At 51.0% G+C, this 16806-nt stretch carries 19 protein-coding genes; 9 read left to right on the top strand and 10 right to left on the bottom strand.

All coding sequences use genetic code 11. The annotated features are described in order from the left end of the window. Positions 1–115: 115 nt before the first annotated feature. Positions 116–301 carry a GhoT/OrtT family toxin gene (locus tag JFY74_12600; GenBank protein QQG26972.1) on the top strand — a complete coding sequence of 62 codons (186 nt, stop codon included), beginning with the start codon at positions 116–118 and terminating at the stop codon, positions 299–301. Positions 302–384: 83 nt separating this feature from the next. Further along, complete coding sequence (locus tag JFY74_12605; GenBank protein QQG26973.1) at positions 385–891, top strand: DUF523 domain-containing protein; 507 nt, start codon at positions 385–387, stop codon at positions 889–891. A gap of 52 nt (positions 892–943) precedes the next feature. On the opposite strand, the gene JFY74_12610 is transcribed toward JFY74_12605, so the two are convergent. From JFY74_12610 to JFY74_12625, 4 genes are all read right to left on the bottom strand, one after another. Continuing rightward, on the bottom strand, positions 944–1372 hold the full coding sequence (locus JFY74_12610; protein QQG26974.1) for a universal stress protein: 429 nt from the start codon (positions 1370–1372) through the stop codon (positions 944–946). A gap of 166 nt (positions 1373–1538) precedes the next feature. Then, positions 1539–1994 carry a GNAT family N-acetyltransferase gene (locus JFY74_12615; GenBank protein ID QQG26975.1) on the bottom strand — a complete coding sequence of 152 codons (456 nt, stop codon included), beginning with the start codon at positions 1992–1994 and terminating at the stop codon, positions 1539–1541. 4 nt (positions 1995–1998) lie between these two features. Beyond that, positions 1999–2523, bottom strand: a complete 525-nt coding sequence (locus tag JFY74_12620; protein ID QQG30537.1) for an isochorismatase family protein — start codon at positions 2521–2523, stop codon at positions 1999–2001. Positions 2524–2610: 87 nt separating this feature from the next. Further along, a complete protein-coding gene (locus JFY74_12625; GenBank protein QQG26976.1) occupies positions 2611–3033 on the bottom strand; it encodes an NUDIX hydrolase in 423 nt (140 codons plus the stop codon). Positions 3034–3536: 503 nt separating this feature from the next. On the opposite strand from JFY74_12625, the gene JFY74_12630 reads away from it, so the two are divergent. After that, complete coding sequence (locus JFY74_12630) at positions 3537–3791, top strand: DNA-binding response regulator (protein ID QQG26977.1); 255 nt, start codon at positions 3537–3539, stop codon at positions 3789–3791. An 853-nt stretch (positions 3792–4644) separates the two neighbouring features. Here the strand turns inward: JFY74_12630 and JFY74_12635 are convergent. Then, positions 4645–5694 carry an NAD(P)-dependent alcohol dehydrogenase gene (locus JFY74_12635; GenBank protein QQG26978.1) on the bottom strand — a complete coding sequence of 350 codons (1050 nt, stop codon included), beginning with the start codon at positions 5692–5694 and terminating at the stop codon, positions 4645–4647. A 123-nt stretch (positions 5695–5817) separates the two neighbouring features. Further along, positions 5818–6435, bottom strand: a complete 618-nt coding sequence (locus tag JFY74_12640; GenBank protein ID QQG26979.1) for a LysE family translocator — start codon at positions 6433–6435, stop codon at positions 5818–5820. A 251-nt stretch (positions 6436–6686) separates the two neighbouring features. On the opposite strand from JFY74_12640, the gene JFY74_12645 reads away from it, so the two are divergent. Together JFY74_12645 and JFY74_12650 are read left to right on the top strand one after the other, a co-directional pair. Continuing rightward, entirely contained in the window at positions 6687–7571 is an 885-nt protein-coding gene (locus tag JFY74_12645) for a LysR family transcriptional regulator (GenBank protein ID QQG26980.1), read from the top strand. Between the two features lie 18 nt (positions 7572–7589). After that, positions 7590–8756, top strand: coding sequence for an MFS transporter (locus JFY74_12650; protein QQG26981.1), 1167 nt, complete (start codon positions 7590–7592; stop codon positions 8754–8756). Positions 8757–9033: 277 nt separating this feature from the next. Here JFY74_12650 and bioD read toward each other — a convergent pair whose 3' ends face one another. The 4 genes from bioD to bioB are packed head-to-tail and all read right to left on the bottom strand — an operon-like array spanning position 9034 to position 12680. Further along, positions 9034–9711 (bottom strand): ATP-dependent dethiobiotin synthetase BioD, encoded by a 678-nt coding sequence (gene bioD / locus JFY74_12655; protein QQG26982.1) that lies wholly within the window; start codon positions 9709–9711, stop codon positions 9034–9036. After that, on the bottom strand, positions 9704–10465 hold the full coding sequence (bioC, locus tag JFY74_12660) for a malonyl-ACP O-methyltransferase BioC (protein ID QQG26983.1): 762 nt from the start codon (positions 10463–10465) through the stop codon (positions 9704–9706). The genes bioD and bioC overlap by 8 nt, the downstream gene beginning before the upstream one ends. Continuing rightward, a complete protein-coding gene (gene bioF / locus JFY74_12665) occupies positions 10446–11603 on the bottom strand; it encodes an 8-amino-7-oxononanoate synthase (protein QQG26984.1) in 1158 nt (385 codons plus the stop codon). Before bioF ends, bioC begins: the two co-directional genes overlap by 20 nt. Positions 11604–11642: 39 nt before the next feature. Next, positions 11643–12680: a biotin synthase BioB gene (gene bioB / locus JFY74_12670; GenBank protein ID QQG26985.1), complete on the bottom strand. Its 1038-nt coding sequence runs from the start codon at positions 12678–12680 to the stop codon at positions 11643–11645. A 95-nt stretch (positions 12681–12775) separates the two neighbouring features. Between bioB and bioA the strand changes: the two genes are divergently transcribed. From bioA to JFY74_12690, 4 genes are all read left to right on the top strand, one after another. After that, positions 12776–14080, top strand: a complete 1305-nt coding sequence (bioA, locus tag JFY74_12675; protein QQG26986.1) for an adenosylmethionine--8-amino-7-oxononanoate transaminase — start codon at positions 12776–12778, stop codon at positions 14078–14080. Positions 14081–14266: 186 nt separating this feature from the next. Then, entirely contained in the window at positions 14267–14674 is a 408-nt protein-coding gene (locus JFY74_12680) for a CidA/LrgA family protein (GenBank protein ID QQG26987.1), read from the top strand. Continuing rightward, positions 14674–15372 carry a CidB/LrgB family autolysis modulator gene (locus JFY74_12685; GenBank protein ID QQG26988.1) on the top strand — a complete coding sequence of 233 codons (699 nt, stop codon included), beginning with the start codon at positions 14674–14676 and terminating at the stop codon, positions 15370–15372. The genes JFY74_12680 and JFY74_12685 overlap by 1 nt, the downstream gene beginning before the upstream one ends. Positions 15373–15404: 32 nt before the next feature. Further along, a complete protein-coding gene (locus tag JFY74_12690) occupies positions 15405–16724 on the top strand; it encodes a PD-(D/E)XK nuclease family protein (protein QQG26989.1) in 1320 nt (439 codons plus the stop codon). The last annotated feature ends 82 nt before the right edge of the window (positions 16725–16806 follow it).

Genomic DNA, 16806 nt, shown 5'->3' on the forward strand with positions numbered 1-16806 from the left:
AGTGCCAAACAAATTAAGTACCGCAGGACAATGCTTCCCACTATGGGTTAAAAAATTGATCATAAAATATTAACAACATAAAATGCAGGCGCTTCGAGGATAAAAGGAAATAAACGTGCCACATCACTCCCTATGGGAACTCATTATACTTACCTACACGATCGGTTTTGCCGTTTCCCTGATCGTTACTTTCTTGTTAAGTAAAGATAAATCTCTGCTCATCCGGTTTTTGGCATCGTTAATGATAGGTCTGACCTGGCCATTGAGCTTTCCCGTGGTTCTGCTGTTCTCGATTTTTTGAAGCGGCGTTTATCTTCCACACAACGCACATGATGACTCAATGCCGCAACGCCTATGCTCGCCTTTTAGAGGGAATATCCCACAATGCGTAACATTCTGATCAGCGCCTGCCTCTCTGGCTTTCCTGTTCGCTATAACGGTACGGAAAAGAAATCTGTCGGCGAGTACCTTGCCCAGTGGCGACAACAGGAAAGGCTGATTACGTTTTGCCCAGAGCTCGCTGCGGGTTTCTCAACGCCCAGACCTTCAGCGGAGATTATTCCGGCCTCAGGTGGTAATTCGGTCATCAAGGCTGGTGCCAAAGTTGTCGAAGCAGCCGGTGGCGATGTAACCGAGCGTTATATCCTGGGCGCCTGGCTAACACTGCAAATGGCACAAGAGCATAACTGCCGCTTCGCTCTCCTGACGGAAGGAAGCCCATCCTGCGGCAATCGCATCATATACAGCGGACGATTTGATGGTTCACAAACGGCAGGCAGTGGCGTCACCGCAGAATTGCTGCGCCACCACGGTATCGACGTGTTTTCCGATCGCGAGATCGAGCAATTAATCGAACGCGTTGAATATTGCGATCGTCACGTTGACGCATAACCGCAACGGCCATCATTGACATCTAAACATGGCAGTTGCGTTATGCAAAAAACTAACGGACAACAAGTACTGACATTTTTGCATGGCGAACAATGGCAGCAGCATTTGAGCCAAGCAGATAGGTTTTCACATTCGGTCGCCGCGAACCAATGACGATTAAATCTGCATTAATCTCTTCCGCCAATGCGAGCACCTCATCTCTGGCCGAGCCAAAGCTGACGCTGCATGACAAACGCGATGCAGGAAGATCGATCGTTTTCATCAGTAACTTCAGCTTGTCATTCGCTTTCACCACCGCCTCATTCTCAAACTCTTTTATGCCAAAAGAATAAGCGGATAAAAATGCCGACGCATCAGGGAGGGAATGAAAGAGGTGTATTGCGGCACCCGACATTTTAGCCAACCTGACTGCATGCGTAAGCGCGTGTGTGGTGAGTTCATCTTCTTCTATATCTACTGGCACCAGGATGCTTGTGTACATAATCACCTCTCCCCGTCGTGGATAACTGATTACCTGTCAGTCTGTAAGAAGCGTAGTCTGCCCATCGTCAGCAGACTATGATCACGTTCACTTTTACGCATGTTTCCTGGATTTTTTTGACCAGATATGCGCATAAAGCGCGCCGTTAACTCACCGCAATTTTCCTTTAAAGCGACCGTGAATAGATACGCGACGACTCACCCCAAGGGTGATGCCCTATTCCCGTAAAGTGGAATCCATATCGTTCATAAAAGCCGGCCAGCTCGGTGCATAGATGCAGCTTAGAAAACCCCATTCGGCGAGTTTCCTCAGCGAGATGTTCAATAATCTGTCCCGCATAACCGTTGCCACGATGACTCTCTTCAATGTAAAGCGCACACAGCCAAGGATAAAGATCCATACGGCTGATAAAATCATTAGTGATTAACCCTGCGCCACCAATAATATGCCCATCTTCTTCCAGCAAATACCAATCAGGCAATGAGTTTTCGGCATCAATGCAGTGGTTGATACAGTCTTCATAAAGCACCAATGTGTCATCTGACGCCCAATGGCGTTGAAAATAATGAACAGCCCGTTCTTTGTATTCGGGCCGATTTCTGACAGAAATAATCTTCAACATAGGGCTAGCGACCTGCCTTCCATGAAGCAATGATGTGTTCTGTTGTTTCTACCGTAATCGTGTTGTCCGGAATAATAAAATTCCGCCACACGTCATTGTAATGTGTGATTAACTGTTCTGCTTTAAGTTCACCGCGATTGGCCGTCGTATGTGCATCGGCAGCAATCGCCAACGCATAGCCTCGGCTGGCCGCATTTTTGATGGTTGCATCAACGCAATAATCTGTCGCACATCCGCAAATAGTCAGGTGGTTAACGCCCAGTTCCGCCAACACATCAGCTAACGGCGTGCGGTAAAACGCATCGCACGCCGTTTTGGTAATAGACAAACTGCCCTCTGGGCGGTTCAGCTCAGGTAATAACTGCCATCCCTCGCTGCCTGACAGCATGCCGTCCTCTTCGTGCTGAATGAAAATAGTCCGATCTGCTGCGCCTGAAAGCTGGTTTACCAATGCAACTGTCTGTGCTTGTCGCGCTCTTGGTGTTGTAAACACCGCATTTTGCATATCGATGACCATCAAAACCTGCATTTTTTTCCTCATTTTTACACTTAAGATCGGCAGTCATTATCACCACGGACATAACAATCTGTCATCACCCAGCCACACTGACCCTGATTAGAGCATGTCCACTATACCATGAGGATAAAACTTGATTTCCCCTGAGCGCAGCAAATCAATATCAAACCAACGGGTAATAATTGGCACACCGTTTGTCTCCATACCATGAATGACATCTTGCTGATAAAGCGACTCATCCTGAAAGCGTGCTTCATAGACAAAAACAATCTCATGCCCCGGTTTGCCGTTGTAGGAAAAAATATTCTCTGAAACGCCCAACAGCGAGAAGTCCCTAGCCGCTACGCTGATTTCTTCCAGGACCTCCCTCTCTGCCGCCGCCTGTGACAATTCGCCAAAATCGATGCCACCACCGAGCGGCAGTACATAATGTTCATCTTTTATAGGGTCATACCCTTCTGCTAACAGAATCTTGCCATTGTTGCGGAAAAGACAAACTGCTTTTGCTCTGATCTTTTGCATGCCAACGCTCCAGGTAAACTACGGCACTATTTTTGATAAATAGGGTATTTTTGATAAATAGGAATTTTTGATAAGAAGACATTTGTTGATAAGCGTCACGTACCCCAGAAAAATGTCACCATCTTGTACAGATCAAAATCCTATAGGGCTTAATCAAAATGCATTAATAGTCTTTATGTTAAGTTAAGATGTTTTCCTGCCTCCTTTCATTTCGTCATGTTTAACTTATTGATGTCACTCCATGTCGTATAATTATTTCAGACATATTATTGGTGAGGAACGAAAAATTCATATTTATTCACCTGACCATTGATCGCCGTCATCCTTTCATCCCCTAATGAACCGTTGAGTAACGCGGTGTTTATTTATCTCATCGACTGGTTTTATGCGTATGATGCGCTAAAGTTAACTAGCCGATTCTCATATCTGGCGGATAATGTATTAGCGCTGTCTGGTAGTATACGTGCAAGCCCATGTCCAAAGCATGAAAGGGAGGAGAAGCAATGCGCCCAGAGGTGTCCCCAAACGAGTTCCCTACATCTGATGGTCTCTATCTTGATTCTCAGGTCAGCAATATGGAAATACTTGGCAACATTGTGGACGAAATTATTCAATCCGGTCATTCCGTCAGCAACAAGGCTATCATCGCTAAATTAATCCACAAAATTGATACCGGAGCCAATGCTGCTTTTCAGGAAAAATACCGTGCATTGCTGGAACTGGTTGTTTATAAAACACAGGATGACTTCCTAGTTTAATATGCTGTCAATACATCAACCACATCCTTTCGGTGAAGTGAAGTTCGCGCGCTCCCACGTGAATATTTTATTTAACGTATATGCAGCCGCCTATGAATATATCATCGATAAATAATGTAGGTGTTTATTACTTCCGAGTAATGACGATAGGTTTATTAATAACGCGTTGCGTAATATATATTTTTTTTACCAACCGTTAGTATTTATTTCTAAATGAATATGGATGGGGGAAATTCAGAGCATATCTTTGGTTCTCGCTCAAACATGCCCAGCGCAAATACTGCCGTGAACAACGACAACGCTCGCATCAGCACCACAAGACAAAGCGTCTCATCGGATTGGATAACAAAAACGAAAACGGGACGGCGATCAAGTATGGTTTGGCATTCCGTGCAAATTGTCACGCCCGGAAGGGTTTTCCTCCACTTTTCGGGATTGGGTTCACCACACAAACGACAGTAGTACAGTAATGTAATGAAGGCGTGGTTGCCGGCTTAAAACGATTCTGTTCAGTGCTTCTTCCTCACAAAGGGTGATACGGTTCCAGACGGCTGTCAGGGAAAGCCTTTTTTCGCGGGAAGACCATGATTCAGTAACCTGCATCATGGCTTCCAGCACATCAGGTGTATCAAGGTTTTCAGTGCATTTCTTTTGCTATGACAGCCAGATTTCAGCATCAACGGTTTCATCTGGAAAAGCCGCATGATCAAAATCAAATAACCCGGTATTTAGTACATTATCAATGTGGAACCTGACCGAACTGCGATACCACAATTTTCGCTCGTGGATTAAGTGAACGCAAAATAGATAGCCCCACAGCACAGGGAAATCCGTGCTGTGGGACACAGGCCAATCAGGCGTTCAGCGTGGCGTTATCAATGACGAAGCGGTATTTCACATCGCCTTTGAGCATCCGCTCGTAGGCCTTATTGATTTCATCGGCGCGGATAAGCTCAATATCGGAAACAATTCCGTGCTCGGCACAGAAATCCAGCATTTCCTGCGTTTCAGGAATGCCACCAATCATCGATCCCGCCACCGTACGGCGTTTCATGATCAGGTTAAACACGTTGGGAGAAGGATGAGGTGATGCAGGCGCACCGACCAGCGTTAGCGCGCCATCGCGCTTCAGCAGAACCAGAAATGCATCCAGATCGTGCGGCGCAGCAACGGTATTCAGGATTAAATCGAAGCTGCCCGCGTGCGCTGCCATTTCTTCTGCGTTACGAGACACCACAACGTCGTTTGCCCCCAGCGCCTTGGCATCTTCACGTTTGGATTCAGACGTGGTGAACGCCACAACATAAGCGCCCATGGCATGCGCCAGTTTGATCCCCATGTGACCAAGCCCGCCGATACCCACAACGCCGACTTTCTTACCCGGCCCAGCATTCCAATGGCGCAGCGGTGAATAGGTGGTAATCCCCGCGCACAGCAGAGGTGCGACCGCAGCCAGTTCCGCCTCGGAATGACGGACGCGCAGCACATAGCGCTCATGCACGACGATCTGCTGGGAGTAGCCGCCAAGCGTCCAGCCGGGCTCATCCGACGTCGGGCCGTTATAGGTGAGAACCATACCGTCACAGTAGTTCTCTAAACCATCGTCGCACTCTTCACAGTGCCGACAACTGTCCACAATGCAGCCGATACCCACCAGATCGCCTGGCTTAAAGGCGGAGACATGTGCTCCTACCGCGGATACCCGCCCGACGATTTCATGGCCGGGCACGCAGGGAAACTGCGTTCCTACCCATTCAGCACGCACCTGATGCAGGTCCGAGTGGCAGATACCACAGTACGCAATCTCAATTTGGACATCGTGGGCTCCCGGCGCACGACGAACTATCTGCAACGGCTCAAGAGGTTTGTCGCCCGCATGGGCCCCATACGCATTTACAAGCATGGCTATTTCCTTTTCTGTTGAAAAACCGATCATGTTAAGAAATCGACTATTTTCCTAAATCCCTCAGCAGATAGGTATAGCATTCCGATGGTTTTCTTGCCTGTTCCAATGAGTCTCACCTCATCAGAGGGTAATTTTGGTCAATGCCAGAGACGCGCCTAACGCAATCAGGGCAACACCGATACCTTTATCGACCCAATGTTGACGATCGATCAGTCGGCGACGCATGGCCGGAGCAGCAAAAAACAGCGCAACAATACTGAACCAGACCCAGTGCGCCACCGACATGAATAACCCATAGCCAAAATTATGGCTCATTGGGCTACCGGGCTGTACGACCTGAGTATAGGTAGCGACGACAAACAGCATGGTTTTTGGGTTAAGTGCATTGGTGAGAAAGCCCATGCGAAACGCGGCAAGCGATGACGGCGCATTACCGGACGCCTCTTCTAATTTTATTTTTATCTTATTGGTTAATGACTTATACCCCAGATAAATCAGATATGACGCTCCCAGAATCTTCATCGCCATAAATATCATAGGAGAGTTAACAATGAATACCGCGATGCCAAAAACGGTATACATCACATGGATCTGGACGCCGCAGGCAATGCCAAACGCGCTGAGTAAACCGGCGCGCGAACCAAAGGCATAGCTGTTGCGGGTCACCATAGCAAAATCAGGCCCCGGACTGATCACCGCCAAAATAGTGATCGTCGCGACAGCAATTAACTCATTCATTAACGTTTTCCTTGTTCGGCAAGCCATCATTTTCACGATGATTTTGCACAGATGGGTAACAGACAGACTAAAAGAGGAATGCAAAAATTACTGACGCAATACGACTAGCAAAGGTGCGTTCCTCACGATATTTCCTCATTATTTAGGCTATTAGGCTTTTTCCCACCTGAGGAAAGTGTGATTATTCAGCGTTTGCATGTGGCAAAAAAGCGATTTATCTTGGTATAAATCCGTCAAATTTCATCGTGTATATGAAAATTCCTTCGTTAGCCTCTTTTCGCTTCTTTGAAGCAGCCGCACAAACCGGCAGCTTTGTTAAAGCCGCCGAGTCCCTGCATGTCACGCATGGTGCCGTCAGCAGGCAGATCAGATTGCTGGAAGATGCGCTGGGGGTTGAGCTATTTGAACGACGCAACCGAGCGATCTTTTTAAACGCTGCGGGCCGTTCTTTGCATACGGTCACGCAGTCCGTTTTTGAACAGCTTGAAGGCGCAGTTTATCGGCTACAGCAAAGTGCACAGGATGACGTGCTGACGCTGTCATGCGAGCCTACGATTGCCATGAAATGGCTGATTCCACGGCTACCGGCTTTTAATCAGGCGCATCCCGATATCAAACTTCATCTGGTGGCTGCGGGCGGGCCGATTGATTTTGTGCGTAGCGGCGTTGACCTCGCGCTACGGCGTGACGATTTTCATTGGGAGCCGCAAACGCATGCGGTAAAGGTGTGTGACGAATGGATGGGGCCAGTAAGCCGTGACAAAACCGAGCGCACAAACAGTCTGGAAGGGATGCATTTGCTCTATACCGGAACGCGACCGAAAGCGTGGGCAACCTGGCAACGGCAGATGCATGTGTCACTCAAAGGCAGCACCAGAGCGGACTATGAGCACTTTTATCTGTGTATTCAGGCCGCCGTCTCGGGATTAGGCATAGCAATGGCGTCTTTCCTGATGGTGCAAGACGAGATGGCAAACGGGCAACTGCATGCACCGTATGGATTTGCGCGGGATGGGTCTGCGTATTATCTGTTATCGCCCATCCCCCTTGAGCAAAATGAAAAGTATGTACGATTTCATACCTGGCTAATGCAGGAAGTTTCCACCGGCCTTTCCGGGGTCGAGAATGCTTGTTAAACCCGCACAGGAAGTACAATGACAGCACATGCCCGTGAATCCAATTTCACGACACTGAACATGATTATCGCCGCCTCACTCGTGGGGTTGGTGACAGGGTACACGCTACCGCTGATCAGCCTGAAACTGGCAGAGCACGGACACAGCACGGCGACGCTCGGTATTCTGGCGGCCCTTCCAGCGGCGGGGATGATGCTATCCTCATTCGTTACACCGTGGCTCAGCCGCCACCTGCACGCTAGCTATCTGTTATCCGGCAGCCTGATTATTCTGGCGGCCTCAACCGTTGCCTCACTCCTGCTGTCACACCCTGTCTCGCTCATTTTCCCCCGTCTGTTAACTGGGCTGGCCTCGGGGATTTTGGTGGTGCTCGGAGAAACCTGGGTTACCAGCCGGGCTTCAGACAAACACAAAGCGACACTGACAGGGCTGTATGCTTCCGTTTTCACAGGATGTCAGTTGATAGGGCCGTTGCTTATTGCTGCTGGGGAGCATATTCAAATCTATGCACTATGGCTGATTTGTGGCATATCCGCTGCGTGTGCATTCATGTTGAGGAACTGCGCCAGTATGGTTCGATCGGATGAACAGTCCTCGACGTCTTATCGAGATCTTATCCCTTTTCTCCCAGCAATCGCCTCTGGCGTGCTCTGCTTCTCCTTCTTCGATGCCAGCATACTTGCGCTCTTTCCGCTTTACGGCATGGAACAGGGCTTAGACGAAAAATCCGCGATATTACTGGTCACACTCATTTTTCTGGGCGATGCCGTATTTCAGACGCCGATTGGCTGGCTGGCAGACAAATGCGGCATCATCAAAACCCACATCAGCTGCGGCATCCTGTTCTGTGTGATGCTGGTATTGATCACTTTCTCATTCTCCTCCCCTGCACTTTTGGTTCCCATCTGTATCGTACTGGGCGCAGCGGCAGGCGGGCTTTACACGCTGTCTCTGGTGCGGGCGGGTCAGAAATTTGCTGGTCAGCGGCTAATTGTGATGAATTCACTTCTGGGGCTGGTGTGGTCTGCGGGCAGTATCAGCGGGCCGCTGTTCTCTGGTGCAGCCATCACGTTTTACGGTTACGACGGCCTCATCATCACCTTGCTGCTAACCGGTGTGCTGTTTGTCGGTATACAGGGCGTATTAAGAAAAGAACGCGTATCGCGTTCGCTGGGTGAAGAGTGAATAACAGGCACTTTCTCATCCTATTGAGTACCCCAGAACATTGAAGGCCATTCAAGCAGGAATGGCTATGTCAATCATACACACGGAAGAATCGGTCTATGCCTCCATAGTTGTATGATACTGTTCAATCGGGTCGCGTTGAGTATCCTGAAACAGGATGAAGAAAAAACATAGCGGTACGTTCATTAAAAAATAGATGTTCTACTCATTAGCGTCACAACCCATCATCGCTTCCTAGCTAACTGCAAACTGAGGCAAAGTGGTATGGCGGAATTAATTATCTCACTAATGATTTAATATTGATATATTGACCCAGATGCTGCTGAATATCCGCTACATAAGGAATTTCGCCCAGCATCGGCGCGGGCAGGCGCTGTTGCAGCGTTTGCAGATACGGCTGATGCCATTTTCCCGTTGGCATGATGTCATTTGCAATCCAGCCGCCAAGCCGCAGGCCAGCGTGTTGAATGGCATGAGCGGTAAGCATCGCGTGGTTAATACACCCCAGTTTGATGCCAACAACCAAAATCACAGGAAGCTGTTCCTGAACCACCCAATCGGCAAACGTCTCCTGCTCCGACAGCGGCGTAAACCACCCGCCAGCGCCTTCGACCAGCAGCCAATCCGCTTGCGTTTCCAATGCTCGCAGACCTGTAGATAGCGTAGAGAGATGAATAGGCCGCTGCTCCACCGCACTGATAATGTGTGGCGAGGTCGGTTCCATAAACGCCAGCGGGTTTACCGCCTGATAATCAAGTTGAACGCTACTATTGGCCTGAAGTGCCAACGCATCACTGTTGCGAATGCCATCAGCCGTCATTTCACAGCCGGACGCCACGGGTTTATAGCCTGCGGTGCGGTATCCGGCCTGATTCGCAGCCTGAAGTAGCGCCGTACTGGCGACCGTTTTCCCGACTTCGGTATCCGTTCCCGTCACAAACCAGCGTTCAATCACGATAAATCACTCCATAAACCAGTTGATAGCTGAGCGGGTAGCCGCCCTGTTCTTTCGGATAATGGGCAGACAGCGCCGCAAGACGCGCCCGGCTCAATAACCCCGGCGCACGCCCGTCGTGCAACCAGGTCGCACCAATCCCCTTCAGCGATTTCATCAACGCCAATACGTCTGGGAAAAAGCAGACCTCACGTTCTTGAACCACATGATGGCGATAAGGCTGACAGGCTGCTTCGATAGCGGAGAACGACAGAAAGCGATTCGTCCGCTGCGTGCCGTCCAGACGCTGCCACGCCTGTGACAATTCACTTAAGGAACCGTCCGCCAGCGTCGCAAACGCAATAACGCCCCCCGGCCGCGTGACCCGATACAGCTCGGCCAGTGCACGCGGTAACGAATCGCACCACTGCACCGCCAGATTGCTGTAGCTGATATCCACACAGCAATCCGCCAGCGGCAGGTTTTCGATATCGCCTTCCAGATAACGATCGGCAACATGCTGCTCACGGGCATGCGCCAGCATGTCCACCGACAAATCCAGCGCAGTCACATTCTTACCAGCCTGACGCCAGTGACGGCTAAAATGCCCGGTTCCGCACCCCGCATCCAGCACCTGTAGGCCGCAGCGAGATGGCATCAGCGCCAGCAGGCGTTCTCCGCTGGTGCGTTGCAGTTCGGCAAAGCGGTCGTAGCACCCTGCTGCACGCCCAAACGCCTGCGCAATCGCCTGCTTGTTATAGTTTTCTGTCAGCATGGTGTAATACCGTAAGCAAGCGATTGATATCTTCCGGCTGGTGTTCCGCCGTCAGCGTAATGCGCAGACGCGCGCTACCGACAGGCACGGTCGGAGGACGCATCGCACTGACCCACACGCCCTGTTCACGCAGATGGCTCATCAGTGCCATTGCCCGCGCATTCTCACCGACAATTAGCGGCTGAATCGCGCTCTGTGAATCCATCAGTTGATAGGAGGAGTTGGAAAAACCCGCACGGAACTGGGCGATGTTGCGTTGTAACGCATCACGCCGAGCCTCACCCTGCCGGACACAGTTGACTGCCGCGCTCAGCGCACAGGCCTGTGCCGCTGGCATCGAGGTGCTGTAAATCAAATGACGAGCGAATTGCAGGAAGTACTCTGCCAGCGGTTCAGCGCACAGTACCGCCGCGCCGCTCACGCCAAATGCCTTGCCGAACGTGACAATCAGCAACTCGGGTTTGACGCCCTGCTGCCAACAGCTCCCGCGACCTTCATCACCCAGCACGCCAATCCCGTGCGCATCGTCTACCATCAGCCAGGCATCGTGTGCTCGGCACTGAGCCTGTAGCGCTGATAACGGCGCGGTATCGCCATCCATGCTGAAAACGCCTTCGGTCACCACCAGCGTCTGGCCGTCCGCAGGTTTCTCTAGCAGCGTTTGCAGATTATCGGGCTGATTATGTTTAAAGCGCCGCAGGGTCGCGGGTGACTGTGCAGCCGCTTCCAGTAATGAAGCGTGACTGAGCTTATCGGCAAAGATACGGTCTTCTGACTGTGCCAACGCGGCCACCACAGCCTGATTCGCGGCATAGCCTGAAATAAACAGCAGCGCACGCGGATAACCCAACCAGTCGGCAAGCTGACGTTCCAGCGCGGCATGAGCATCGGTATAGCCCGTCACATGCCCAGAACCACCGCTGCCAATACCGTATTGCTCAGCGCCCTGCTGCCAGGCGCGTACAATCTCAGGGTGATGGCTCAACCCCAGATAGTCGTTGCTGGAAAAATTCAGGTAGCAGTGATCGCCCTGCATCAGCCAGCGCCCGCTGCCGCCTTGATTCACCCGCCGTACGCGGTAGGCATCATCCCGCTGACGCTGTACCAGCGCGGCGTCAATACGTTGCTGCCAGCTCATGATTCAGCACGCCTTGCCCGACGGTTTGCAGGCTGGACGTTATACCGCGGCATTATAAAACTGCTCGCTATCGGCATTAACCAGCTGTTCCGCCAACCGCTGCTGCTGTTGATTATCTCCGTATTCGGTCGCCGTCTGCTGTGGATTCAGACCCAGTTTGAGGAACAGCGCCAGATCCTTGTCTTCTTTCGGGTTTGGCGTCGTGAGCAGTTTGCAGCCGTAGAAAATGGAGTTAGCCCCCGCCATAAAGCACATCGCTTGCGTTTGTTCGCTCATCTGCTCACGTCCGGCAGACAGGCGTACATAGGAAGCCGGCATCATGATACGCGCAACGGCAATAGTACGAATGAAATCAAACGGATCGACATCATCGTTATCCGCCAGCGGCGTGCCTTTCACCTTCACCAGCATGTTGATCGGCACGCTTTCCGGCGGCGTCGGCAGGTTAGCCAGTTGCACCAGCAGCCCGGCGCGATCGCGCACGGTTTCCCCCAGCCCGACGATACCGCCGGAACAGACTTTAATGCCCGCGCCGCGCACTTTATCCAGCGTATCCAGACGCTCTTGATACGTGCGGGTAGTAATGATGCTGCCGTAAAATTCTGGCGAGGTATCGAGGTTATGGTTATAGAAATCCAGTCCAGCAGAGGCCAGACGCTCGGCCTGATCGTTGTGCAGCGTTCCCAGCGTCATACAGGTTTCCATCCCCATCGCTTTAACGCCTTGCACCATCTGTTCCAGATACGGCATGTCGCGCTCGTGCGGGTTTTTCCACGCCGCGCCCATACAAAAGCGCGTCGATCCTGCGGCTTTCGCCTGACGGGCCGATTCCAGCACCTGTTCAACCTGCATCAGGCGCTCGGTATCAATCCCAGTACGATAGCGGGAGCTCTGCGGGCAATATTTACAGTCCTCAGGGCAAGAACCGGTCTTTATCGACAGTAACGTACTGACCTGCACCTGACGGGGATCAAAATGCTGACGGTGGATCTGCTGTGCTTCAAACATCAGTTCCAGAAAGGGTTTATTAAATAAGTCTTGCGCTTGCTCAAGCGTCCAGTACATGCGGTCAGCCATCTCGGCATCTCCAAACTAAAAACGTTTCGCCAGTGTAAATTAACCCGATATACTGTCAACCAAATAGAATCCATTTTGGTTTACGAAAGATCATCATGAGCCCGGAAGACATTGCTTTTGACCAGCGCCACATTTGGCATCCCTACACCTCAATGACCGCACCGCTGCCCTGCTATCCGGTGATAGCAGCTAGCGGCGTCGAGCTTCAGTTGGACGACGGACGTCGCCTGATTGACGGCATGTCATCGTGGTGGGCGGCGATTCACGGCTACAACCATCCGGCGATCAATCAGGCAGTGCAGGCTCAGCTCAGCCAGATGTCACATGTGATGTTTGGCGGGATCACCCATCCGGCAGCGGTGGCACTGTGTCGCCAACTGGTAGACATCACGCCGGACACGCTGGAATGCGTTTTTCTGGCAGATTCCGGCTCGGTGGCAGTCGAAGTGGCGATGAAAATGGCGCTGCAGTATTGGCAAGCACGGGGTGAAGCCCGCCAGCGCTTTCTCACCCTGCGTCATGGCTATCACGGTGACACCTTCGGTGCGATGTCCGTGTGCGATCCGCAGAATTCGATGCATAGCCTGTATCAGGGCTACCTGCCTGCCCACCTGTTTGTCGATGCGCCGCCATGCGCCGCGATCAACGAAGGCGGTTTTACCGACGACTGGCAGGAAGCTGATATCGCGCCGCTACAGGCGATGCTGTCAGCGCACGCTCATGAGATCGCGGCCGTCATTCTGGAACCCATCGTGCAGGGCGCGGGCGGGATGCGCTTTTATCATCCGGCCTACCTGCGTCGGGTACGGGAACTGTGTGACCAATGGGGCATTTTGCTGATTGCCGATGAAATCGCCACCGGATTTGGCCGCACCGGCAAGCTGTTTGCCTGCGAGCATGCAGGCATTTCACCCGATATTATGTGTCTGGGGAAAGCGCTTACCGGCGGCTATATGACGCTCTCCGCCACGCTGACCACTCGGATAGTCGCTGAAACCATCAGCAACGGTGCGGCAGGTTGTTTTATGCACGGCCCCACATTTATGGGCAATCCGCTCGCCTGCGCGGCGGCCAATGCCAGTTTGTCGCTGTTGGCGGAGAACCGCTGGCAGCAGCAAGTGCAAAATATTGAGCGGCAGTTGCGAGACGCGCTGCAACCCTGTGCGGATTCTCCGCTGGTGGCGAACGTTCGCGTGCTGGGTGCTATCGGCGTGGTAGAAACGCAGCGTCCGGTCAATATGGCGCGGCTACAGCGTTTCTTCGTCGAGCGTGGCGTCTGGATTCGACCGTTTGGCCGACTCATTTATCTGATGCCGCCGTTTGTCATTCAGCCTGATGAACTGCGTCAGTTGACGGATGCCGTCTGTGCCGCGATTCGTGACGAACAGCTATTTGACTGACTACTATTCGGATCAATAAAGTATTTGGATCAATAAAGGCTTGGGTGCGACACGTGCGCTATCGCATCTGAACCATTCACCTGATACCCCCTGCCATGTGTTGCTGTATAACGTTAGCAATGTGAGCTGTGGCACGTAAATTCCTTTAGCGTTATGATAATCCCCTCTGCTAATCAGGAAATTCCCATGCGTAATACGTTCATCGTTTGCTGGCAGTATTTACGCGCTTTCGCATTGATTTATCTCTGCCTGCTGGCAGGCAATGCGGTATCCGCGCTACTTCCGTTCACTATCCCCGGCAGTATCATCGGTATGCTGGTTCTGTTCACTCTTCTCACCTCCCAAATCCTGCCTGCGCAGTGGGTGAAACCAGGCTGCCACCTCCTTATTCGTCATATGGCGCTGCTGTTCGTCCCCATTGGCGTCGGCGTGATGAATTATTACGATTTGGTCAGCCAGCAGTTTGGCCCCATCGTGGTTTCCTGTCTAATCAGTACCTTTATTGTGATGTTGGTTGTAGGTTTCAGTACCCAGATAATGCAACGTGAGCGAGCCATGGCTGGCGACCGCACGTCGCCGAAGGATAACGAATAATGCTCAGCTATTTGTGGTGGTCGCTGCCTCTCACCCTGATGGTCTTTTTCGCCGCGCGTAAACTAGCTGTGCTGACCAAGCTCTCCCTATTGAACCCGCTGCTGGTGTCAATGGCGATTATTATTCCGCTGCTGTTAGTGCTGAAGATCCCCTACGAGCACTATTTTCAAGGCAGTAAAGTCCTTAACGATCTACTGCAACCCGCAGTGGTCGCGCTGGCATTTCCGCTTTATGAACAGCTGCACCAAATTCGCGCACGCTGGAAGTCCATTATCAGCGTGTGCTTCATCGGTAGCCTGACCGCCATTATCTCCGGCACGCTGGTGGCACTGTGGATGGGCGCTTCGCCGGAAATCGCCGCCTCGGTGCTGCCTAAATCCGTCACCACGCCAATAGCGATGGCCGTTGCCAGCGCTATTGGCGGGATTCCGGCGATCAGCGCCGTCTGCGTGATTTTCGTCGGTATTCTCGGTGCTGTCTTAGGCCACAGTTTGTTCAACCGCGTTGGCATCAAAACCAAAGCCGCGCGTGGGCTGTCGATGGGGACTGCCTCGCACGCACTCGGTACGGCACGCTGCGCAGAAGTCGATTATCAGGAAGGGGCATTCAGCTCACTGGCGCTGGTCATCTGTGGGATCATCACGTCGTTGATTGCGCCGTTAGTCTTCCCTCTATTACTCAATGTTGTTGGTTATTGATTTTTCAATAAATAAAAATGGAGAAATAAGATATGGATGCACAGGAATTTTACGACTTTCTCACGGACGAGCAGTTGCTAGAGTTACGAGAAAAATTGCGTATTTCAGATAATATCCTCGATGTTGTCGACCTGCACGAAAACCAAAATTCCGATATGCTCGCGTGGTGCCTTAATCCTAATGAAGGACACTGCCAAGGCGATGCCGTGATCAAAGATTTTCTGACCGCAGCCTATTACGCAAGCAATGAGACGGGTCAATCCGCCAATAGGAAATTCTTTGGAAAGTGGACTCCAGGTCGCATCCAGACGACGAGCTTCGGTTCAGCGTTTATAACGCGTGAGTTTGGTATTAACGATTTCTTTGGTGATAAACGCCGGCTCGATCTTTTTTTAATTGATGCAACAAATAAGCTCATCGTTACCATTGAAAACAAAGTGAGAGCACCACTATCCAGCCATCAACTCGACGATTATTACGATGCTGTAAATAAAGTGTTCTCGAGTAAATCCTTGTTTAAAGGCTATGATTTTGCCTACATCGTTATGGATAAAAAACTGGAAACCTACAGTAATAAAAAACTGGCAGGGCTGGGAGACAAGTGGGCATTATTAAGCTACCAATGGCTGGAACAGGCCGCCCAACGCGCTCGTCTGCAATTACAAAATAACAACGCCGCAGCACAGTTATTAATGGCCTACTGTCAGAAACAGGCACAGTGGCAAGATCCAAATGAAGAACACATTTCTGAGCTCTCGGCTCAGCTAGCCGCACAGCATGAATCGGTGATCGATCGCCTATCTCAGCTCAAAAAATTAAAACCGGCAGATTGGAAACCTACTCATTTGGAAGGAATAAATGGTGAAACCCTGCTCTTTATGCAGCAAAACGATCAATTGTGTGAACATCTTATTCAAGCTAAAGGTATTTCCGGCATTCTGGTTACCCTGCGCAAAGCGTTCCCGCTGTTGACGGAAGATTGTCTGGAAATAGGCAGAACCTGGTTGAATATCACGATGCCGTCTATGCTCGCGCTGAGACATCCAGATAATGGCTATTGGCCATTTTATGTGAATATCGTCTGGGAAAATGAGCCTAAGTTATCGTTTACCATGTTGCTAGTTTACTACGAAGACAGCATATCGAAGGAGTTGTGCAACGTTCCAGCGCTACAGCAGCTAGCCACTTCCCATTATCCCGACCTGGCAAAGAAACAACGCCGACGCTGGAAAATTGCGGCCAGGAAAGAAGGTATCTCAATACAAACTATTGCCAAAGACATGGTAAAACTGCTTCAGGATGCAGAAAAACTGCTGGAGAAGGCGAGAGAAAAAAAGATCATTCTTAATTAAATTAAGCTTGTGGTGGCAACCATAAAGGCATGCGGCAAGGCAAACAACACCTTCGTGGTACGCCTTTTTATTACCTGATCTA

It is taken from the genome of Pectobacterium carotovorum, from assembly GCA_016415585.1.
GTDB classification, from domain to species: Bacteria; Pseudomonadota; Gammaproteobacteria; order Enterobacterales; family Enterobacteriaceae; genus Pectobacterium; species Pectobacterium carotovorum_K.